This is a genomic window from Streptomyces flavalbus, from assembly GCF_042674625.1.
GTDB classification, from domain to species: Bacteria; Actinomycetota; Actinomycetes; order Streptomycetales; family Streptomycetaceae; genus Streptomyces; species Streptomyces flavalbus.
In genome coordinates this window covers 1,188,879-1,211,002 of the sequence record NZ_JBHTEB010000001.1, presented here as the reverse complement: position 1 = coordinate 1,211,002, position 22,124 = coordinate 1,188,879, and the positions used below count along the sequence as shown (strand labels likewise).

Genomic DNA, 22,124 nt, shown 5'->3' with positions numbered 1-22,124 from the left:
GCGCGGAAGCGGGGTGAGGACGTGACGACTGGCTGGCAGTTCTGGGTCGACCGCGGCGGCACCTTCACCGACGTCGTCGCGCGCCGCCCCGACGGGCGACTGCTGACCCACAAGCTCCTGTCGGACAACCCCGCCCGCTACTCCGACGCGGCGGTCGCCGGGGTCCGTGCCCTGCTGGCGGACTCCGGCGACACCGTGGAGTCCGTCGAATCGGTGCGGATGGGCACCACCGTCGCCACCAACGCCCTGCTGGAGCGCAAGGGCGAGCGGACGCTGCTGGTCATCACCCGCGGCTTCCGCGACGCCCTGCGCATCGCCTACCAGAACCGGCCCCGCATCTTCGCCCGCCACATCCAGCTCCCCGAACTGCTCTACGAGCGGGTCGTCGAGGTGGACGAACGCATCGCCGCCGACGGCACAGTGCTGCGGGCGCCCGACCTCGACGCCCTCGCGGGCCCACTGCGCCAGGCGTACGACGACGGCATCCGCGCGGTCGCCGTCGTCTGTATGCACAGCCACCTCCACCCCGCCCACGAACACGCCGTCGGGGAACTGGCCGCGCACCTCGGTTTCCCGCAGATCTCGCTGTCCAGCGAGGTCAGCCCACTGATGAAGCTCGTCCCGCGCGGGGACACCGCCGTCGTCGACGCCTACCTCTCGCCCGTGCTGCGCCGCTACGTCCAGCACGTCGGTGACCGCCTCGAAGGCGTCCGGCTGATGTTCATGCAGTCCAACGGCGGGCTCGCGGAGGCCGGGCAGTTCCGCGGCAAGGACGCCATCCTGTCCGGGCCCGCGGGCGGCATCGTCGGCATGGCCCGGATGTCGCAGCTCGCCGGGTTCGACCGCGTCATCGGCTTCGACATGGGCGGCACCTCCACCGACGTCTCGCACTTCGCGGGCGAGTACGAGCGGGTCTTCACCACCCAGATCGCCGGTGTCCGGCTGCGCGCCCCCATGCTGGACATCCACACCGTCGCCGCGGGCGGCGGCTCGGTGCTGCACTTCGACGGCTCCCGCTACCGCGTAGGGCCGGACTCGGCGGGCGCGGACCCGGGACCCGCGTGCTACCGCGGCGGCGGCCCGCTCGCCGTCACCGACGCCAACGTCATGCTGGGCCGCATCCAGCCCGCGCACTTCCCCCACGTCTTCGGACCCGACGGCGACCAGCCCCTCGACGAGGCACTCGTCCGCGACCGCTTCACCGCCCTGGCCCGCGAGATCCGCGACCGCACCGGCGATGACCGCACCCCCGAGCAGGTCGCCGAGGGCTACCTGGACATCGCGGTCGCCAACATCGCCAACGCCGTCAAGCGGATCTCCGTACAGCAGGGGCACGACGTCACCCGCTACGCCCTGACCACCTTCGGCGGGGCGGGCGGCCAGCACGCGTGCAAGGTCGCTGACTCGCTCGGCATCCGCACCGTCCTGGTGCCGCCCATGGCCGGGGTGCTCTCCGCGCTCGGCATCGGCCTCGCCGACACCACCGCCATGCGCGAACAGTCCGTGGAGGCGCCCCTGGAGCGCGCCGCCATGCCCGGCGTCCTCAAGACCGCCGACGACCTCGAATCCGCCGCCCGCGCCGAACTTCGTGCCGAGGACGTGCCAGAGGACCGCATCCAGGTCACCCGCCGCGCCCAACTGCGCTACGACGGCACAGACACCACCCTCACCGTCGAACTGACCGACCCCGCCACGATGCGGCGCGCCTTCGAAGAACGTCACCACGCCACGTACTCCTTCACGCTCGACCGCCCGATCGTCGTCGAAGCCCTCTCCGTCGAAGCCACCGGCATCACCCAACCCCCCGATCTGTCCGCCCTCGCCCCGTACGAAGGCCGCCCCGGCACCCCGCGGACCGTCCGCCTCCACACCGGCGGCGCCTGGCGCGACGTGCCCCTGCACCACCGCGCCGACCTGCCGCCCGGCGAGACGGTCCACGGACCCGCGGTCATCACGGAGGCCAGCGCGACCACCGTCGTCGACGACGGCTGGCGGGCCGCCGCGACCGACCACGGGCATCTGCTCATGGAACGCGCGGCGATTACACAGAGTTCCGAACTCGACACAAAAGTCGACCCCGTTCTGCTTGAGGTCTTCAACAACCTGTTCATGTCCATCGCCGAACAGATGGGCGCCCGGCTGGAGTCCACCGCACAGTCCGTCAACATCAAGGAACGACTGGACTTCTCCTGCGCCCTCTTCGACCCGGACGGCAACCTGGTCGCCAACGCCCCCCACATCCCCGTCCACCTGGGCTCCATGGGCACCAGCGTCAAGGAGGTCATCCGCCGCCGCGGCCCGCGGATGCGCCCCGGCGACACCTACGCCGTCAACGACCCGTACCACGGCGGCACCCATCTGCCCGACGTCACCGTCATCACCCCGGTCTTCGACACCCGGCCCGCCCCGCGCCCCACGGACACGCAGGGTGACCGGATCCTGTTCTACGTCGCCTCCCGCGGCCACCACGCCGAGATCGGCGGCATCGCGCCCGGCTCCATGCCCGCCGACAGCCGCTCCATCGACGAGGAAGGCGTCCTCTTCGACAACTGGCTCCTCGCCGAGGACGGCCGCTTCCGCGAGGAGGAGACCCTGCGCCTGCTCACCGAGGCCCCCCACCCCTCCCGCAACCCGCGCACCAACCTCGCGGACCTGCGCGCCCAGATCGCCGCCAACCAGAAGGGCGTCGACGAGGTCGCCCGCATGATCGACGACTTCGGCCTCGACGTCGTACAGGCGTACATGCGGCACGTCCAGGACAACGCCGAGGAGGCCGTGCGCCGGGTGATCGACGCCCTCGATGACGGCGCCTACTCCTACGAGACCGACTCCGGCGCCGTCATCCGGGTACGCGTGCGCGTGGACCGCGAGAACCGCTCCGCCACCGTCGACTTCACCGGCACCTCAGCCCAACGGGACAGCAACTTCAACGCCCCCTACGCGGTGGTGAACGCGGCCGTCCTGTACGTCTTCCGCACCCTCGTCGCCGACGACATCCCCCTCAACGACGGCTGTCTGCGCCCCCTGCGGATCATCGTGCCGCCCCGCTCCCTGCTCGCGCCCGAGCCGCCCGCCGCCGTCGTCGCGGGCAACGTGGAGACCTCGCAGGCCATCACCGGCGCGCTCTACGCGGCACTCGGCGTGCAGGCCGAGGGCTCCGGCACCATGAACAACGTCACCTTCGGCAACGCCCGCCACCAGTACTACGAGACCGTCGCCTCCGGTTCCGGCGCGGGCGACGGCTTCCCCGGCGCGAGCGTCGTACAGACCCACATGACCAACTCGCGGCTGACCGACCCCGAGGTCCTGGAGTGGCGGCTGCCCGTCCGGCTCGACGAGTTCGCGGTCCGGCGCGGCAGCGGCGGCGCCGGACGCCACCGCGGCGGCGACGGCGCGGTGCGCCGCATCCGGTTCCTGGAGCCGATGACCGTCTCCACACTGTCCCAGCACCGCCGGGTCCCGCCGTACGGCATGGCGGGCGGCGCACCCGGAGCGCTGGGCGCCAACCGGGTCGAGCGCGCCGACGGCACGGTCACCGCGCTCGGCGGCAGCGACACCACGGACGTCGGTCCCGACGACGTACTCGTCATCGAGACCCCCGGCGGCGGAGGCTACGGCCCGCCGCCCGACCACCCCCACCTGGCAGGAGAAGACATCGATGATCCTCGGGCGTACTGAGCGCGGCACACCCCCCTTAGAGCCCGTCACGCTCAAGATCCTCGTGGCCGGAGGCTTCGGTGTGGGCAAGACCACCCTCGTCGGCGCCGTCAGCGAGATCAAGCCGCTGCGGACCGAGGAAGTGCTCACCGAGGCGGGCCGCCCCGTCGACGACACCAGCGGCGTGGAGGCCAAGCACACCACCACCGTCGCCATGGACTTCGGCCGCATCACCCTCAGGGAGGATCTGACGCTGTACCTGTTCGGCACGCCCGGACAGGAACGCTTCTGGTTCATGTGGGACGAACTCTCCGAGGGTGCGCTCGGCGCCGTCGTCCTCGCCGACACCCGCCGCCTGGAGGACTGCTTCGCCGCCGTCGACTACTTCGAGCGGCGTGCCATCCCCTTCCTCGTCGGCGTCAACTGCTTCGAAGGGGCCGCCCGTTACCCCGTCGACGCCGTCCGCCAGGCCCTCGACCTCGACGAGGGCGTACCCCTGCTGCTGTGTGACGCCCGCGACCGCGAGTCGGTCAAGGACGTGCTGATCGGGGTCGTCGAGCACGCCATGGCGCAGTCGGCGGGACGCCGCCACGCCCTTGCCACCTGAGGCGCACTGAGGCGCACGCGCGGGATGGCCCGTACCCCCGCCGACCGGGGCACGGGCCATCCCTTCCGAGTGCCCTCAACACCGCGACGTACGCGCGCGTGCGGCGTCTAGTCGTCGCCGTCCTCCAGCCAGCCGAAGCTCTTCTCCACCGCCCGGCGCCAGTTGCGGTACTCGCGTTCCCGCACCGGCGCCGCCATCGCCGGGGTCCACTCGGCGTCCCGCTGCCAGTGCGCCTTCAGCTCGTCGAGGTCGTTCCAGACGCCGGTGGCGAGCCCGGCCGCGTACGCGGCGCCCAGACAGGTCGTCTCGGACACCTTCGGCCGGATCACCGGCACGTCGAGGACGTCCGCCTGGTGCTGCATCAGGAGGTCGTTCTTCGTCATGCCGCCGTCCACCTTCAGGGTGGTGATCGGCACCCCGGAGTCCTGGAACATGGCGTCCACCACCTCCCGCGTCTGCCAACTGGTCGCCTCCAGCACCGCCCGCGCGAGATGCGCCTTGGTCACGTACCGGGTGAGGCCGGTGATCACCCCACGGGCGTCCGAGCGCCAGTACGGGGCGAACAGCCCGGAGAACGCGGGCACGATGTACGCCCCGCCGTTGTCCTCGACACTCGCCGCGAGGGTCTCGATCTCATCCGCCGTACGGATGATGCCGAGCTGGTCACGGAACCACTGCACCAGCGCGCCCGTGATCGCGATCGCGCCCTCCAGGCAGTACACGGGCGCCTCGTCGCCGATCTTGTAGCCCATGGTGGTCAGCAGCCCGCTCTTGGACGGCACCGGCCTGCTGCCGGTGTTGAGCAGCAGGAAGCTGCCGGTGCCGTAGGTGTTCTTCGCCGTCCCCACGTCGTAGCACGCCTGCCCGAACACGGCCGCCTGCTGGTCGCCGAGCGCGGAGGCGACCGGCACCCCGGAGAGCTGGCCCACGGCGGTGCCGTACACCTCCGCGGAGGACCTGATCTCGGGCAGCACCGCCTCCGGGACGTTCATCGCGGAGAGGATGGCCGGGTCCCACTGGAGGGTCTCCAGGTTCATCAGCATCGTGCGCCCGGCGTTGGTGACGTCGGTGACGTGCCGTCCGCCGTCGGTGCCGCCGGTGAGGTTCCAGATGAGCCAGGAGTCGATGGTGCCGAAGGCGATCTCGCCGCGTTCCGCGCGGGCCCTCAGTCCGGGTACGTGGTCCAGCAGCCAGGCCGCCTTGGGGCCGGAGAAGTAGCTGGCCAGTGGCAGGCCGGTCGCGTCGCGGAAGCGGTCCTGGCCGTCCGTGCCGCCCAGTTCGCGGCAGAGCGGGGCGGTGCGCGTGTCCTGCCACACGATCGCGTTGTGCACCGGTTTGCCGGTGGACCGGTCCCACAGGACGGTCGTCTCGCGCTGGTTGGTGATCCCGAGCGCGCTGAGCTGTTCGGCGCGCAGTCCGGCCTTGGCGACGGCCCCGGCGACCACGGCCTGCGCCTTGGACCAGATCTCGGTGGCGTCGTGCTCCACCCAGCCGGGCTTGGGGAAGATCTGGCGGTGCTCGCGCTGGTCGACGGCGACGATCGCGCCGTTCCGGTCGAAGATGATGCAGCGGCTTGAGGTGGTGCCCTGGTCGATCGCGGCGACGTACTTCTCGGCGTGGTCCGTCATGGCTACCCCTTGGGCTGAGTGGTCTCAGAAGGCTGCGTTGTAGATGAGCCCGGCCAGTCCTCCGCCGATCAGCGGCCCGACGACGGGCACCCAGGCGTAACCCCAGTCGGAGGTGCCCTTGTTCGGGATCGGCAGGAAGGTGTGCACGATGCGCGGACCGAGGTCACGCGCGGGGTTGATCGCGTAGCCGGTCGGCCCGCCGAGGGAGAGTCCGATGCCGACGACCAGCAGGCTGACGATCAGCACCAGCGTGCCCGACTCGCCGAGCCCCTTGGTCAGTCCGAAGGCGAGGATCGGCAGGACGAGCGCGACCGTCGCGATGATCTCCGTCAGCAGGTTGGCGACCGGATTGCGGATCTCCGGGATGGTGGAGAAGATGCCGAGCGTCGGGGTGGGCTCCTCGGCGGTGCCCTCCGTGGTGCCGCTCTCGCGGACGTTGGCCTGGAACTGCGCGAAGTACACGAGGTACGCGAGTACGCCGCCCAGCACCGCGCCGATCATCTGGCCCAGCAGGTAGAAACCGACCTTGCCCCACTCGCCGGTGTCCACGGCGATGCCGAGCGTGACGGCCGGGTTGAGGTGGCCGCCGGACAGCGGGGCGGCGGTGTACGCGCCCGCCATCACCCCGAACCCCCAGCCGAACGCGATCACGATCCAGCCGGAAGCTCTGGCCTTGGAATACCTGAGGGTGACTGCGGCGCAGACTCCGGCGCCGAAGAGGATCAGGATCGCGGTGCCGATGATCTCGCCGACGACAATGTCTCCGTTGCTCATGGCGGCTCCTTGCGCCGGACCCGGGGCGATCGACCCCGGTCCTGGACATGCGGGCTGGTATCCCGCTGTTCCCGTTGCTCCCGTGGCGAACCAGCCGAGGGCAGGGCGGGTCCCGCGCCCAGCCCGGGCGTCCGTGACAGCGTGTCGTCGTCGCCGCATCGCCGCGCGGGGAGTGGGCCAAGCGCACGAGCCCATGCGGCGGTGTGCCGGAATCCGCCAAGAATGTACGGCGATGTCGGCTGACACCGGGAAGTGTTCACCGGCACTCAGGGGTCGTCAAGGTCGCTGACGACAACGGTTCCCCGGATGCGAGGCCCCGCGCGCAGCGCGGCCACGAACCGCCGGGCTCGCTGGCTGTGGCGGCTGGGAATCCCCGGACCTGCTTGCCGTGGCCGCTTGGGACCGACCGACCTGTTCGCTGCGGTGGCCAGGGGCCTCCGGACCCGCGCGCCGTGGCCGTTCGGGATCGCCCGACGTGCTCGTGGCCCGAGAACCTCAAGCCCGCACGCCGCAGTGACTGGGTACTACAGGCCCGCTTGCCGTGGCGGCGGGGAGCCCTCGAACCCGCGCGTCGTGGCGCTGGGAATCGCTGGATCTGTTCGCCGCAGCGGATGGGGACCGCCGCCCCCGCTCACCGCAGCGGCCGGAAACGACCAGACCCGCCCACCCCAGCAGCCGGACCCCTCACCCCCGCCCCGGCTCGCCCACCGCGCACCCCGCCCGGCTTGCCGTGGGCGCCACGCCCCGGCGGACCTCGTGCCCGGTCAGCCCGGCCCGCCCCAGTACCCAGCTCGCCCCGCCGAGCGACTTCGCGGCCTTCTTCAGCGGTGCCAGGGCGGCGGCAGCCGCACGGTGGTCGGTCACGCTGCCCGGCGCGCACACCACCGTGGCCAGGGACAGCGTCACCGGCCGCCCACCCGCCTGCCACGGCGTGTCCAGCACATACGCAGCCAGCGCGTCCAGCTCCCCCGGGTCGGCCAGCACCAGGAAGTCGTCCCCGCCGATGTGCCCGACACGGACGGTCCCGGACGCCGCCGCCTGCAGCGCCCGCCCCACGGACCGGATCAGCTCGTCACCCGCGGCGAACCCGGCCCCGTCGTTGACCTGCTTGAAGTGGTCGATGTCGAGCCAGCTCAGCGCGAACGCGCGCCCGTCCGCGAGCCACCGGTCCACCTCCGCGGTGATCGCGTCAGAACCGGGCAGCCGCGTCAGCGGATTGAGCCCGGCCGCCTCCTCCACTCGCGAGTCGGCCAGCGCCCGCAACAGATCGGCCAGCCGTACGACGCCCAGGCACCGCCCGTACTCGTCCACCACGGCCACGTCGTCCGACGCCCGGTCCCGCTCGCCGACCGCCACCACGTCCAGCACCTCCCACGCGGTGGCCCCGATGCCCACCGTCCGCGGCGGATCGCCCAGCTTGACGGCGGGCCGGTCGGCGTACAGCGCGTGGCCGTAGCGCCCCGACATCGACAGCAGGAAGCGGGACCGGTGCACCGACCGCACCGGAACCCCGGCCCGGTCCACGAGCAGCACCCCGGAGACCTCCGGCGAGCCGGTCAGCAGCGCCCGCACCTGCCCCGCCGACGCGGTGGCGGGAAGCAGCGCGGCGGGCCTGAGGAACTCCCGCACTGAGGGGCCCGGCCCGACCGCCGCCGCCCCGCCGCCGCCGTCGGAACGCGGCGGAACGTATACGTCCGTCACGGGCAGCCGGGCCGGTGGCGCGAACAACTCGCCCTGGGCCAGTTGCGCCCCCGCCGACACCGCCGTCGCGCACTGCGTCTCCGTCTCCACGCCCTCGACGCACAGCAGCGCCCCCAGCCCGTCCGCGAGGGTCCGCATCGCCCGCACCGCCGCTGGCCGGGCCAGCAGTGACGCGTCGAGTTTCAGCAGGTCGGGGGCGATGTCCGCGAGCAGTCGCAGGGGCAGATCACCGTCCCCCACGCCGTCCGCGCTGACCCGGAAGCCCTCGCCGCGCAGCCCCGCCACCGCGTCCAGGAAGGCCCGCTGCGGCACATGCGTGTAGGGCGGGCAGATGTCGACCGTCACCTCCCAGGGCAGCCGTCCCACCGCCCGCACGGCGTCGTGCAGCAGCCGCAGCCCGCCCAGGTCGGCGAGGGTTCCGGCGAACACGTTGACGTGCAGCGGCAGCAGCGCCTTCGTACGGACCGCCGCACGGACCGCCGACACCGCCAGCCGAGCGTCGAGTTCGGGGTCCCTGCGCGCCTCGGCCAGGACGTCCCCGGCCTCCGGACGGGCCAGGACCTCCAGCGCCGCTATCCCCCCGGTGGTCAGATTGACCACGGGTTGGAAGGCGAAACGGAGCGTGTCCGGCGAGGAGCGCACGGGAGCATGATGGCGCCGCCGCCGGACCCCCAGTTCCAGTTCATGAGACGTTCACGCAGGATTCCGAGGCGATCACACAGCGTACGAACAGCTCGCCGGGCGCGGCACCCACCGGTGAGGCCCGGCCCTCAGCGCACCGCGATCACCGCCGAGCCATGCCCGAACAGCCCCTGGTTCACCGCGATGCCCGCGCGGGCGCCCCCAACTTGCCGGTCACCCGCAGCAGCCCGCAGTTGCCAGGTCAGCTCGCAGACCTGCGCGATCGCCTGGGCGGGCCCCGCCTCCCCAAAAGGAGGCCAGCCCCCCCGCTGGCGTTCACCGGTATGTGCCCGCCCGGCGCCGTCACCCCCTCCCTATGCAGCTTCGCGCCCTCGCCCTCGGCGCACAGCCCCAGATCCTCGTACCACTGCAACTCCAGGGCGGTGGACAGGTCGTACACCTCCGCCAGCGACAGGTCCCCGGGGCCGAGGCCCGCCTCCTCGTAGGCTGCGGCACCGATCGATGCGCGGAACGGCCGCGCGGGCGGGTCCACCGCCACCGCGGAGTCCGTGGCGATGTCCGGCAGGTCGAGCACGGTGTGGGGGTAACGCGGCGTCACCGTGGACACCGCCCGGATCCGCACCGACCGCGCCACCCCGTGCCGGTGCGCGAAGTCCAGGTCGGCCAGGACCAGCGCCGCCCCGCCGTCCGAGGTCGCGCGGATGTCCAGCAGCCGCAGCGGATCCGCGACCACCGCGGAGGCCGCGACCTCCCCGGCCGTCACCCGACGCCGGTAGCGCGCGTACGGGTTCAGCGCGCCCGCCGCCGCGTTCTTCACCATGACCTGTGCGAAGTCCTCCAGGGTGTCGCCGTGTACCGCCATCCGTCTGCGCGCGTACAGCCCGAAGTACGCCGGATTGGTCGCCCCGAGGGCCCCCGAGGACCCGGAAGCGCAGCCAGTCGGGGTCGTCCGGCCGGTCCCCGCCTGGTGGCCGGAAGAAGCCCTTGGGCGCGGCGTCGGCGCCCACCACCAGCACCACGTCCGCCAGGCCCGCGAGGATCTGCGCCCGCGCGGTGTGCACCGCCTGCGCCCCCGACGCGCAGGCGCACGTACACGCTGGTGACCCGGGCGCCCTGCCAGCCCAGCGCCTTGGCGAACGCCGCCCCCGCCACACACCCGGGGTAACCGCCGCGCACCGTCCCGGCCCCCACGACCGAGCCGGTCTGCCGCCAGTCCAAACCGGCGTCGGCGAGCGCCGCGCGGGCCGCGACCGCCCCGTACTCCACGAAGCCGCGCCCCCACTCGCCCCACGGGTGCATCCCCGCGCCCAGCACCGCCACCTCACCCGTCATCGTGTCCCCCCGTCGGCCGCCAGTGCCAGGTCGTCCAGGCCGTCTCCGCGTCCTCGTGCAGCACGCCGGGGACGCCCTCCACCTCCATGCCCACCGCCAGCTCCACGACGGTGATCCCAGGAGCCGCCTGCCCCAGCACCACCAGCCGCTCGGACTCCAGCTCCACAGCGATCAACGCGCAGGCACCCAGGGAAGTTCCGGATCGGTCACATACGGTGACGGCGGCCGGTACCGGCTGTCCGTGTACGACCAGACCCGCCCGCGCTTCGCCAGCGGAACCTCGGCGACCACCGGAGTCCGTGTACCTGCCAACACCCCTTCCCTCCTCGCATCTGACGGAATGTCAGAAGTGTGCCACGGGCGGCCACGAAACGGCAGGGCGTCTTCCCTCCCGCACCCGGCACCTGATAGATGGAGGGTGCATGACACGACTCACCACCGCGGTACGAGGACTGGTCACCGCGCTCGCCGCCCTGCTCGCCGCGACCGCCACCGCCGCCCCCGCCCAGGCGAAGACCGAGCCCAAGGCACCCGACGACTTCGTGGCGCTGCGCACCGTGGACCGGACGATCATCGAGGAGATGCGCTACTTCACCCCGCACAACTTCGTCGGAGAGCGCATCGACGGCTACCAGCAGCCCCTCTGCATCCTCACCCGCCCCGCGGCCCAGGCCCTCCACCAGGCCCAGAGGCAACTCCAGCGCCAGGGCTACGGCCTCAAGGTGTACGACTGCTACCGGCCACAACGCGCCGTCGACCACTTCGTCCGCTGGGCCGAGGACCTCGACGACCAGGCCATGAAGGACGAGTTCTACCCGGACGTCGACAAGACCCGGCTCTTCACGGACGGCTACATCGCGGAGAAGTCCGGCCACAGCCGCGGCTCCACCGTCGACCTCACCCTCGTCCGGCTCCCGGCCAGGCCCACCAGGCCCTACGTCCCCGGCGCACCCCTCGTCCCCTGCTACGCGCCCCAGAGCGAGCGCTTCCCGGACAACTCCGTGGACATGGGAACGGGCTACGACTGCTTCGACACCCGCTCCCACACCCTCGACCCGCGCATCCAGGGCGAACAGCGCGCCAACCGGCTGCTGCTGAAGACCACCCTCGAAGACCTCGGGTTCGTGAACCTCGCCGAGGAGTGGTGGCACTTCACCTACCGCCCCGAGAGCCACCCGGACACCTACTTCGACTTCCCCGTCTCCGCCAGGTCGCTCACCCACCGCCCCTGAACCGCCCGCCGAAGACGCCCTCTTGGTGATCGGATACAGTCCGCCGCGTGTCCGAAACCGAAACCTCCACCATCAACCCCGCAGCGGACTCCCACTGTTCGAGCTGCGGATCGCCCTACGGAGAGGGCGTATCCGGCTGGCCCCGCACCTGCCCCGCCTGCGGCACCGTCGCCTACCGCAACCCACTGCCGGTAGCGGTGGCCCTCCAGCCCGTGTACGACACCCAGGGCACCGCACTGGTCGTCATCACCCGCACCATCGCCCCCGCGCGCGGGGGCACCGCCCTGCCCGGCGGCTACATCGACGACCGTGAGGACTGGCGCCAGGCCGTCGTCCGCGAACTCAAGGAGGAGACCGGCATCGACGCCGCGAGCCGCGACGTACGGCTCGTCGACGCGATGAGCTCCTCCGACGGCCACCTGCTGCTCTTCGGGCTCCTCCCGGAACGCCCCGCCGAGGGCCTTCCCGAGCCCGCCGCCACCGCCGAGACGACGGGCTGGCACCTGCTGCGCAGGCCGCAGGAGCTGGCCTTCCCGCTGCACACCCGCGCCGCACGGGCCTGGTTCGAGGGCCGCTACGTCTGACCTCCGGGGCCGCCCAGTCCCCGGATGCGCACCGGGCGGCCCGGCTCACCCACCTCGTCGTCACCCTCCCGGCGGACCTCCACCCGCCGTCCCTCCCAGCGGGCGACGTACCGCTCGACCTCCGGCTCGTCCCACCCGTCGCCCGCGTCCGGCACCACCAGCCCGCCCCCCGTACGCCCCGGGGCGGGCGCCCACACCTCCAGCTCCACCCCACCGTCCGCCCCACGGACCGGAACGACGGCACCCGCGCGCGCGAGCACCGGCACCCGGGACAGCGGAGCGTCGACGACCACCCGCCCGGGACCCTCGTACACCCGCTCCGTCACCGTGTCGTACCAGCGCCCCCGCGGCAGCCGCACCGCCCGCCGCTCCACCCCCGGCTCCAGCACCGGAGCCACCAGCAGACAGTCACCCAGTAGGAAGGCGTCCTCGCAGTCACGCAGCGCGCGGTCCTCCGGCGCACCCCACCACAAGGGCCGCACATAAGGTGCCCCCGTACGCCGTGCCAGATGGGCCAGCGTCACGAAGTACGGCAGCAGCCGCCGCCGCTCAAGGAGCGCCACGCGCGCGTGCTCCAGCACCTCGGCCCCGAACTCCCACGGTTCCCGCCGCCCCGCCCGCATACTCGCGTGCGTCCGGAACAGCGGCAGGTACGCCCCGAGCTGGAACCACCGCAGGAACAGCTCCGGTGACGGACAGCCGTCGAAACCCCCCACGTCCGGCCCCGAGTACGGCACCCCGCACAGCCCCAGCCCGAGGACCAGCGACAGGGACGCCCGCAGCCCCGGCCAGCCCGTGCCCACGTCACCGGACCAGGTCCCGCCGTACCGCTGCATACCGATCCACCCGGACCGTGAGAAGACGAACGGCCGCTCCTCCGGGACGAGTCGGCGCAGCCCCTCGTAGCCCGCCCTGGCCATGCACAGCCCGTAGACGTTGTGCGCCTCCCGATGGTCACCACCACGCCCCTCCAGGGAGTGCCGTGCCGACCGCGGCAGCGTCGTCTCACCGAAGGCGTTGAACGAGGTGGGCTCGTTCATGTCATGCCAGAAGCCCGAGAACCCCTGCCCGAGTCGCTCCGCGTACAGGCCGCCCCACCACTCACGCACGCGCGCGTGCGTGAAGTCCGGATAGACCGCCTCCCCGGGCCACACGACCCCCCGCACCAGCCGCCCCGACGCGTCCCGCACGAAGGCGTCCTCCGCCACGCCGCTGTCGTACACCGCGTTGCCCGGCGCCGCCTTCACCGCCGGATCGACGATCGACACCAGGCGTATCCCCTCCCGCAGCAGCTCCTCGGCGAGCTGCGGCAGCTTCGGGAAGCGGTCCTCGTCGACGGTGAACACCTGATGGTCGTCGTAGTGGTCGATGTCCAGGTGGACGGCGTCCAGCGGCAGTCCCCGCTCCTGGTACCCGGCGACGATCCGCCGCACCTCCTGCTCGCCGCCGAAACCCCACCGCGCGTGGTGATGCCCCAGCGCCCACGCGGGCGGCAGCGCGGGCGCACCCGTCAGCGCGGACCAGACGAGCAGCACGCGCGCGGGGGAGCCCACCACCACCCAGCAGCGCAACGGACCGCCGTCCATCCGCACCTCGCACGACCCGGCCCGGTCATGCCCGGACCCGGCGCCCTCCTCACCCTCCCGCACGGTCACCGTGCCGTCCCACGAGCTGTCGTGGCACACCAGGTGCGTCCCCGCCTCGGCCACCACCCACTGCACCGGCATGGTGATGTACAGCGGATCGTCACCGGGTCCGAAGACGCGCCCCGGATCGGTGTTCCACAGCCGGTACGTGCCATCCCGCAGCCGCGGCCCCGCCGCCCGGCCGCCCAGCCCGAAGAACCGCGCGTCCGCTGGCACCTCCGACCGCTGCATCCAGCGGGCCGGACCGCCCCCGACCGGCTCCCACCACCGGGGCGGCAGATCACGGCGCAGCAGCACCCCGCCCGGCGTGAGCACCTCAATGGCGCCGTACCGGGACACCACGACCGTCACCCGCTCGGCCACCACGCGCCAGCCACCGTCCTTGTCCGGCTCCAGCACGGCCCGCGGATCCGGATCCGGACACCGCCCGGCGAGCGCGTACGAGGGCTCGGGCCCCGCCCCGTCCCACCCCCAGAACACCGCCCCGCTGACGGTGACGACGATCCGCAGCTCGGCCCGGTTGAACCGCACGGTGCCGCCGCCCGGCGCGGGCTCCACGTCCCGCACGGCACCGGGCACCCGCGCGCGCTCGGCGCCCCGCGGCGGCAGCCCGGAGGCGTCCGCACGCCGCCTGCGCCACGCGGCCCGCACGGTCCGCACCCCTCGGACCGCCCCCGCGGCACCGATCGTCCTCACCGAGCGCACCAGGTCATGACCGTCCATGTTGATCACCCTGCCATTGAGGGAACCGCCTGAGGGTGTCGTTCAACTGCCGTTCACCAGTGCTTCGGCCACATCTTCATGACACGGACTATGTGCCGAGCACCCTGGTGCTGAAGTCGATCACATGGCATCGTCCGTGTCAGCCGCGTCACGCGCACACCACAGCCCGTGCGCGAGCGACGCACACGACGCGCACAGTCCGGGAGCCGCCCCATGTCGACCGAGAACCTCCAGCCGCTCTGGCAGCCCGATCCGGAACGCATCGCCCAGGCCCAGATCACCAGGTTCCACGCCTGGGCCGCGGAGCACCACGGGGCCCCGGCCGAGGGCGGGTACGCGGCCCTGCACCGCTGGTCCGTGGAGGAGCTGGACACCTTCTGGAAAGCCGTCACGGAGTGGTTCGACGTCCGCTTCTCCACCCCCTACGCGCGCGTGCTGGGCGACCGCGCCATGCCCGGCGCTCAGTGGTTCCCCGGCGCCACCCTCAACTACGCCGAACACGCCCTGCGCGCCGCCACCACCCGTCCGGACGAACCGGCCCTCCTCTGCGTCGACGAGAGCCACGAAACCCGCCCGGTGACCTGGTCCGAGCTGCGCCGCCAGGTCGGCTCCCTCGCCGCCGAACTGCGCGCCCTGGGCGTCCGCCCCGGCGACCGCGTGAGCGGCTACCTCCCGAACATCCCGCAGGCCGTCGTCGCCCTCCTCGCCACCGCCGCCGTCGGCGCCGTATGGACCTCCTGCGCACCCGACTTCGGCGCCCGCAGCGTCCTGGACCGCTTCCAGCAGGTCGAACCCGTCGTCCTGTTCACCGTCGACGGCTACCGCTACGGCGGCAAGGAACACGACCGCCGCGACACCGTCGCCGAACTCCGCCGCGAACTGCCCACCCTGCGCGCCGTCGTCCACATCCCCCTCCTCGGCACCCCGGCCCCCGAGGGCGCCCTGGAATGGTCCGCACTGACCACCGCCGACACCGAACCCGAGTTCGAACAGGTGCCCTTCGACCACCCCCTGTGGGTGCTCTACTCCTCCGGTACGACCGGCCTCCCCAAGGCCATCGTCCAGTCCCAGGGCGGCATCCTCGTCGAGCACCTCAAACAGCTCGGCCTGCACTGCGACCTCGGCCCCGACGACCGCTTCTTCTGGTACACGTCGACGGGCTGGATGATGTGGAACTTCCTCGTCTCCGGCCTGCTCACCGGCACCACGATCGTCCTCTACGACGGCAGCCCCGGCTACCCCGACACCGGCGCCCAGTGGCGCATCGCCGAACGCACCAGGGCCACGCTCTACGGCACCTCGGCCGCCTACGTCATGGCCTGCCGCAAGGCGGACGTGCACCCCGCGCGGGACTACGACCTCTCCGCCGTGCAGTGCGTCGCCACCACCGGATCCCCGCTGCCGCCCGACGGCTTCCGCTGGCTCCACGATGAGGTCCGCGAGAACCTGTGGATCGCCTCCGTCAGCGGCGGCACGGACGTCTGCTCCTGCTTCGCCGGAGCCGTCCCCACCCTCCCCGTCCACATCGGCGAACTCCAGGCACCCGGCCTCGGCACCGACCTCCAGTCCTGGGACCCCAGCGGCAACCCCCTCACCGACGAGGTCGGCGAACTCGTCGTCACCAACCCCATGCCGTCCATGCCGATCCACTTCTGGAACGACCCCGACGGCAGCCGCTACCACGACAGCTACTTCGACACCTACCCCGGCGTCTGGCGGCACGGCGACTGGATCACCGTCACCTCCCGCGGCTCCGTCGTCATCCACGGCCGTTCCGACTCCACCCTCAACCGCCAAGGCGTCCGGATGGGCTCGGCGGACATCTACGAAGCCGTGGAACGCCTCCCCGAGATCAAGGAGTCCCTGGTCATCGGCATCGAACAGCCCGACGGCGGCTACTGGATGCCCCTGTTCGTCCAGCTCGCCCCCGGCGCGGTCCTCGATGAGGCCCTCCTGACCCGGATCAAGCAGACCATCCGCGAACAGCTCTCCCCACGCCACGTCCCCGACGAGATCATCGAGGTCCCCGGCGTGCCCCACACCCTCACCGGCAAGCGCATCGAGGTCCCCGTCAAGCGCCTCCTCCAGGGCACCCCCCTCGACAAGGCCGTCAACCCCGGCTCCATCGACAACCTCGACCTCCTGCACTTCTACGAGGAACTCGCCCGCAAACGCGCCTGATCACCCCCTGACCTGCGCGTTCACCCACTCCCGTGACCGCCGCCGACCGACTCGCACCCCCGTTGTCAGTGGCGGCGGTTACTGTGAGTGAGCATTGATCGACCGCGCACAGGGGGAAAAGACATGGCGCACACCGACCAGCGGACCATGCGACGCGCACTGCGCAGCGAAATCGCCGGAACCATCGGCCTGCTCACCGACGAACACGACTTCCGCGCCATGCGGCGCTACCCGAGCTTCACCTTCGACGACCACACCACCTACCTCCGACAAGTCGAAGCCGTCCTCAAAACCCGGGCGGCCCAGGGCAGCCACACCACCGTCGCCCTCTTCGACCCCGAGGAGTACGCCGAGTACTGCACGGCCAACGGCCTCGACCCGGACCTCCCGTCCAGCCGGACACGCTTCACCGCCGAACTCACCACCAAGGGCTCCGCCCTGCCGTACGAGGGCCAGCCCGTCACCGACCTGATCCCCGCCCTCGTGGACGAGGCCGTCCGCCAGGCCACCTGGGAGTACGCGGCCACCCTCCTCGCCCACCTCGGCGCCTGCGCGTCCTGCGGCGAGGACATCGGCCGGGCCGCCTTCGCCCGTGCCTCGGCCCTCCTCGCCCGCATCCTCGACACGGCCCCACCGGGCAGCCACCACCTGGTCTGCAGCGTCACCGGCACACCGGAAACCCTGCTCGCCGCCCTCCACACGGACGACGACCCCCAGGGCGCCACCCGGCTCGACGAAGCCGAGACCCTCGAATTCACCACGGTCCTGGCCGTCGGCATCGCCACCAGCAGCCCCGGCGGCCTCGTCATGAGGACCACCACCCCCGGCGCCACCGACCGCGTCTACGGCTGGCGCCTGCGCGACGACGACCTGCACCCCCTCACCGCCGCCGAGGTCTTCGACGCCTACTGCACCGACATCGTCTCCGGCGACCTCATCGGCCCCGAATCGGACGTCGACTACACGACACCCCCTGACCTGGGAGACGACGCACCCGACACCCCCACACCCCGCCACCACCACTGAACGCGGAAGGGGCGCCCCACCCGAAGGCGGAGCGCCCCTCCACAACACAACCACGCAGCCGTACGACCGCGAGCGCGGGCCTTACTCCCCGGACAGCACCGCCTGAGCGGCACTCCGCGCGTCCTCGGCACTGTCCGCCGCCCGTGCCGCCGCCGCAGCCCGCTCGCACTGCGCCAGCGTGTACTTCGCCAGCGTCGCCCGCACATAGGGCAGCGACGCCGCACCCATCGACAGGGAGGTGACACCCAGACCGGTCAGCACACACGCCAGCAGCGGATCCGACGCGGCCTCACCGCAGACACCGCAGCTCTTGCCCTCGGCCTTCGCCGCCTCGGCGGACAGCGCGACCAGGTCGAGCAGCGCGGGCTGCCAGGGATCCTGGAGCCGCGACACCGCGCCCACCTGACGGTCGGCCGCGAAGGTGTACTGCGCGAGGTCATTGGTGCCCAGAGAAAGAAACTCGACCTCCTGGAGGATCGACCGCGCCCGCAGCGCGGCCGACGGGATCTCCACCATCGCGCCGAACTTCGCCTTCAGACCGGCCTCCCGGCAGGCGTCCGCGAACGCCTTCGCGTCCGCGCGGTCCGCCACCATCGGGGCCATGACCTCCAGGTACACCGGCAACCCCTCGGCGGCCTTCGCCAGTGCCGTGAGCTGGGTGCGGAGCACCTCGGGGTGGTCCAGCAGCGTCCGCAGCCCGCGCACACCCAGCGCCGGGTTGGGCTCATCGGCGGGGGTCAGGAAGTCCAGGGGCTTGTCCGCGCCCGCGTCCAGCACGCGCACCACGACCCGCCCCTCGGGGAAGGCCTCCAGCACCTGCCGGTACGCCGCGATCTGCTTCTCCTCGGAAGGAGCCTGCTTGCCGTCATCAAGGAAGAGGAACTCGGTACGGAAGAGACCCACACCCTCCGCCCCCGCCTCGACCGCCGCGGGGACGTCCGCCGGACCGCCGACATTGGCCAGCAGCGGCACCTTGTGACCGTCAGAGGTCGCACCCGGCCCGGTCGAGGCGGCCAGGGCCGCCTTCCGCTCCGCGGCGGCGGCCGTGAGCGTGGCCTGCCGCTCCTCGCTCGGGCTCACGAAGATCTCACCGGTGCTGCCGTCCACGGCGATCACCGTGCCCTCGGCGAGTTCACCGGCCCCGGGCAGCGCCACCACGGCCGGAACGCCGAGCGCCCGCGCGAGGATCGCGCTGTGGCTGGTCGGCCCGCCCTCCTCGGTGACGAAACCGAGCACCAGCGCCGGGTCGAGCAGTGCCGTGTCCGCGGGCGCCAGGTCACGCGCGATCAGGACGTACGGCTTGTCACTGTCCGGGACACCCGGCATGGGCACCCCGAGCAGCCGGGCGACGATACGGTTCCGCACGTCGTCGAGGTCGGCGACCCGACCCGCGAGGTACTCACCGGCACCCGCCAGCAGCGCCCGGTACGCGGCGAAGGCGTCGTACACCGCGCGCTCGGCTGTGCTCCCCACGGCGATCCGGCGCTCGACGTCGGCCATCAGCTCGGGGTCCTGCGCCATCATGGCCTGCGCCTCAAGCACCGCCTGGGCCTCGCCACCGGCCAGATTGCCGCGCGCCACCAGATCGGCGGCCACGGCTTCCACGGCCTTGCGGGCGCGCCCCTGCTCACGCTCCGCGTCCTCCGCAGGGATCTGCTTGGCAGGCGGCTCCAGCACCGCCGTGCCCATGTGCCGAACCTCGCCGATCGCCACACCGTGGCTCACGCCGACGCCTCGCAGCGTTGTCTCCATCTCACCCGTCTCCGCATAGTGCGACGGACCCGCCCGCCGCGGTTGATTCCTCAGGGCCGCCGGACGACGGCCCTGACGTCACTTCCAGAGGAAGAGACTGTCGCCAGCCTTGACGTCGCCGTCCTCACGCAGCTCGGAGAGGGCCTCGGCGGTGGCCTCCAGCGCCACGACGGGGCACACCGGGGACTTCCCGGCGGCCTCGACGGCGGCCGGGTCCCAGCGCACGACGGCCTGGCCGCGCGTCACGGTGTCGCCCTTGTTCACGAGCAGTTCGAAGCCCTCGCCGTTGAGCTGCACGGTGTCGATACCGAGGTGGGTGAGCACACCGTGGCCGTTCGCGTCGACGACGACGAAGGCGTGCGGGTGCAGGGAGACGATCACACCGTCGACGGGCGCCACCGCCGCGGAAGGCTCACGCACGGGGTCGATGGCGGTGCCCGGGCCGACCATGGCCCCGGAGAAGACCGGATCAGGCACCTCTGCCAGTCCGATGGCGCGTCCTGCGAGCGGGGACGTCACGGTGGTCATGGGGAGCCTCCCAGAGCGTGGAGATGCAGATGGGCCGTCACTGACCTGTCCCGGACGGCGCACTGTTCAGCAGGGTATGTCATATGAACCACCCGTTCCGCACAACCGATCCCGGTTCAGAGGTCTAGACCACTCTACCAATCGATTTGCACGCGCTCCAGCGCCCCATGTACAGTCGTAGACCTGCCCGGGGTTGAGCGACGCGATCGAGCGCCTCAATCCAGCAGCATCCAACTTGTCAGATCCTATCTCGGGGTCGCCTTCCGCATGTCTGCGGAACGGTGGTCAGGGACACGGAAAAACGCTGATAGAGTCGGAAACGCAAGACCGAAGGGAAGCGCCCGGAGGAAAGCCCGAGAGGGTGAGTACAAAGGAAGCGACCGTTCCTTGAGAACTCAACAGCGTGCCAAAAGTCAACGCCAGATATGTTGATACCCCGTCTCCGACTCGTATGAGTTGGGGCGAGGTTCCTTTGAAGAACAAACACAGCGAGGACGCTGTGTGCGAGAGGATCATTCCTCCTCTTGCACCGCTCTCGTGGTGTTGCACCCGATAACGGGTAAACATTCACGGAGAGTTTGATCCTGGCTCAGGACGAACGCTGGCGGCGTGCTTAACACATGCAAGTCGAACGATGAAGCCCTTCGGGGTGGATTAGTGGCGAACGGGTGAGTAACACGTGGGCAATCTGCCCTTCACTCTGGGACAAGCCCTGGAAACGGGGTCTAATACCGGATACGACCATCTTGGGCATCTTTGATGGTGGAAAGCTCCGGCGGTGAAGGATGAGCCCGCGGCCTATCAGCTTGTTGGTGAGGTAACGGCTCACCAAGGCGACGACGGGTAGCCGGCCTGAGAGGGCGACCGGCCACACTGGGACTGAGACACGGCCCAGACTCCTACGGGAGGCAGCAGTGGGGAATATTGCACAATGGGCGAAAGCCTGATGCAGCGACGCCGCGTGAGGGATGACGGCCTTCGGGTTGTAAACCTCTTTCAGCAGGGAAGAAGCGAAAGTGACGGTACCTGCAGAAGAAGCGCCGGCTAACTACGTGCCAGCAGCCGCGGTAATACGTAGGGCGCAAGCGTTGTCCGGAATTATTGGGCGTAAAGAGCTCGTAGGCGGCTTGTCACGTCGATTGTGAAAGCTCGGGGCTTAACTCCGAGTCTGCAGTCGATACGGGCTGGCTAGAGTGTGGTAGGGGAGATCGGAATTCCTGGTGTAGCGGTGAAATGCGCAGATATCAGGAGGAACACCGGTGGCGAAGGCGGATCTCTGGGCCATTACTGACGCTGAGGAGCGAAAGCGTGGGGAGCGAACAGGATTAGATACCCTGGTAGTCCACGCCGTAAACGGTGGGAACTAGGTGTTGGCGACATTCCACGTCGTCGGTGCCGCAGCTAACGCATTAAGTTCCCCGCCTGGGGAGTACGGCCGCAAGGCTAAAACTCAAAGGAATTGACGGGGGCCCGCACAAGCGGCGGAGCATGTGGCTTAATTCGACGCAACGCGAAGAACCTTACCAAGGCTTGACATACACCGGAAACATCCAGAGATGGGTGCCCCCTTGTGGTCGGTGTACAGGTGGTGCATGGCTGTCGTCAGCTCGTGTCGTGAGATGTTGGGTTAAGTCCCGCAACGAGCGCAACCCTTGTTCTGTGTTGCCAGCATGTCCTTCGGGATGATGGGGACTCACAGGAGACCGCCGGGGTCAACTCGGAGGAAGGTGGGGACGACGTCAAGTCATCATGCCCCTTATGTCTTGGGCTGCACACGTGCTACAATGGCCGGTACAATGAGCTGCGATACCGTGAGGTGGAGCGAATCTCAAAAAGCCGGTCTCAGTTCGGATTGGGGTCTGCAACTCGACCCCATGAAGTCGGAGTCGCTAGTAATCGCAGATCAGCATTGCTGCGGTGAATACGTTCCCGGGCCTTGTACACACCGCCCGTCACGTCACGAAAGTCGGTAACACCCGAAGCCGGTGGCCCAACCCCCTTGCGGGGAGGGAGCTGTCGAAGGTGGGACTGGCGATTGGGACGAAGTCGTAACAAGGTAGCCGTACCGGAAGGTGCGGCTGGATCACCTCCTTTCTAAGGAGCACATAGCC

At 70.9% G+C, this 22,124-nt stretch carries 12 protein-coding genes, 1 rRNA gene and 2 pseudogenes; 7 read left to right on the top strand and 8 right to left on the bottom strand.

Translation table 11 applies throughout. The annotated features are described in order from the left end of the window. Nucleotides 1-21 precede the first annotated feature (21 nt). Nucleotides 22-3,678 (top strand): hydantoinase B/oxoprolinase family protein, encoded by a 3,657-nt coding sequence (locus ACFQZ6_RS05260; protein ID WP_381605183.1) that lies wholly within the window; start codon nt 22-24, stop codon nt 3,676-3,678. Beyond that, the gene (locus ACFQZ6_RS05255; RefSeq protein ID WP_381605182.1) at nt 3,659-4,264 is read left to right on the top strand and encodes a GTP-binding protein; all 606 of its coding nucleotides are present in this window, start codon (nt 3,659-3,661) and stop codon (nt 4,262-4,264) included. Before ACFQZ6_RS05260 ends, ACFQZ6_RS05255 begins: the two co-directional genes overlap by 20 nt. A 107-nt stretch (nt 4,265-4,371) precedes the next feature. On the opposite strand, the gene glpK is transcribed toward ACFQZ6_RS05255, so the two are convergent. The 5 genes and pseudogenes from glpK to ACFQZ6_RS05230 all read right to left on the bottom strand — a co-directional run. After that, nucleotides 4,372-5,892 carry a glycerol kinase GlpK gene (gene glpK, locus ACFQZ6_RS05250; RefSeq protein WP_381605181.1) on the bottom strand — a complete coding sequence of 507 codons (1,521 nt, stop codon included), beginning with the start codon at nt 5,890-5,892 and terminating at the stop codon, nt 4,372-4,374. A 24-nt stretch (nt 5,893-5,916) separates the two neighbouring features. Beyond that, nucleotides 5,917-6,666: an MIP/aquaporin family protein gene (locus ACFQZ6_RS05245; RefSeq protein WP_381605180.1), complete on the bottom strand. Its 750-nt coding sequence runs from the start codon at nt 6,664-6,666 to the stop codon at nt 5,917-5,919. Between the two features lie 684 nt (nt 6,667-7,350). Further along, on the bottom strand, nt 7,351-9,009 hold the full coding sequence (locus tag ACFQZ6_RS05240; protein ID WP_381605179.1) for an EAL domain-containing protein: 1,659 nt from the start codon (nt 9,007-9,009) through the stop codon (nt 7,351-7,353). 128 nt (nt 9,010-9,137) lie between these two features. Beyond that, nucleotides 9,138-10,341: pseudogene (locus ACFQZ6_RS05235) on the bottom strand (lipid-transfer protein). Then, nucleotides 10,331-10,629, bottom strand: a pseudogene (locus tag ACFQZ6_RS05230) (benzoylsuccinyl-CoA thiolase); the annotation flags it as partial. The pseudogenes ACFQZ6_RS05235 and ACFQZ6_RS05230, both read right to left, overlap by 11 nt. 134 nt (nt 10,630-10,763) lie before the next feature. Between ACFQZ6_RS05230 and ACFQZ6_RS05225 the strand changes: the two are divergent. Both ACFQZ6_RS05225 and ACFQZ6_RS05220 read left to right on the top strand, forming a co-directional pair. Then, entirely contained in the window at nt 10,764-11,573 is an 810-nt protein-coding gene (locus tag ACFQZ6_RS05225) for a M15 family metallopeptidase (RefSeq protein WP_381605178.1), read from the top strand. Nucleotides 11,574-11,620: 47 nt separating this feature from the next. Then, nucleotides 11,621-12,157, top strand: coding sequence for an NUDIX domain-containing protein (locus ACFQZ6_RS05220; RefSeq protein WP_381605177.1), 537 nt, complete (start codon nt 11,621-11,623; stop codon nt 12,155-12,157). On the opposite strand, the gene ACFQZ6_RS05215 is transcribed toward ACFQZ6_RS05220, so the two are convergent. Beyond that, on the bottom strand, nt 12,148-14,526 hold the full coding sequence (locus tag ACFQZ6_RS05215) for a glycoside hydrolase family 31 protein (RefSeq protein ID WP_381605176.1): 2,379 nt from the start codon (nt 14,524-14,526) through the stop codon (nt 12,148-12,150). The two genes, ACFQZ6_RS05220 and ACFQZ6_RS05215, sit on opposite strands and share 10 nt — an antisense overlap. A 213-nt stretch (nt 14,527-14,739) precedes the next feature. Between ACFQZ6_RS05215 and ACFQZ6_RS05210 the strand changes: the two genes are divergently transcribed. Next, entirely contained in the window at nt 14,740-16,707 is a 1,968-nt protein-coding gene (locus ACFQZ6_RS05210; RefSeq protein ID WP_381605175.1) for an acetoacetate--CoA ligase, read from the top strand. A gap of 123 nt (nt 16,708-16,830) precedes the next feature. Further along, nucleotides 16,831-17,733 carry a hypothetical protein gene (locus ACFQZ6_RS05205; RefSeq protein WP_381605174.1) on the top strand — a complete coding sequence of 301 codons (903 nt, stop codon included), beginning with the start codon at nt 16,831-16,833 and terminating at the stop codon, nt 17,731-17,733. Between the two features lie 81 nt (nt 17,734-17,814). Here the strand turns inward: ACFQZ6_RS05205 and ptsP are convergent, their stop codons facing one another. Next, entirely contained in the window at nt 17,815-19,485 is a 1,671-nt protein-coding gene (ptsP, locus tag ACFQZ6_RS05200; RefSeq protein ID WP_381605173.1) for a phosphoenolpyruvate--protein phosphotransferase, read from the bottom strand. A gap of 78 nt (nt 19,486-19,563) precedes the next feature. Continuing rightward, nucleotides 19,564-20,013, bottom strand: a complete 450-nt coding sequence (locus ACFQZ6_RS05195) for a PTS sugar transporter subunit IIA (protein ID WP_381605172.1) — start codon at nt 20,011-20,013, stop codon at nt 19,564-19,566. 566 nt (nt 20,014-20,579) lie between these two features. Here ACFQZ6_RS05195 and ACFQZ6_RS05190 point away from each other — a divergent pair. Then, a 16S ribosomal RNA gene (locus ACFQZ6_RS05190) occupies nt 20,580-22,107 on the top strand. Nucleotides 22,108-22,124: the final 17 nt, after the last annotated feature.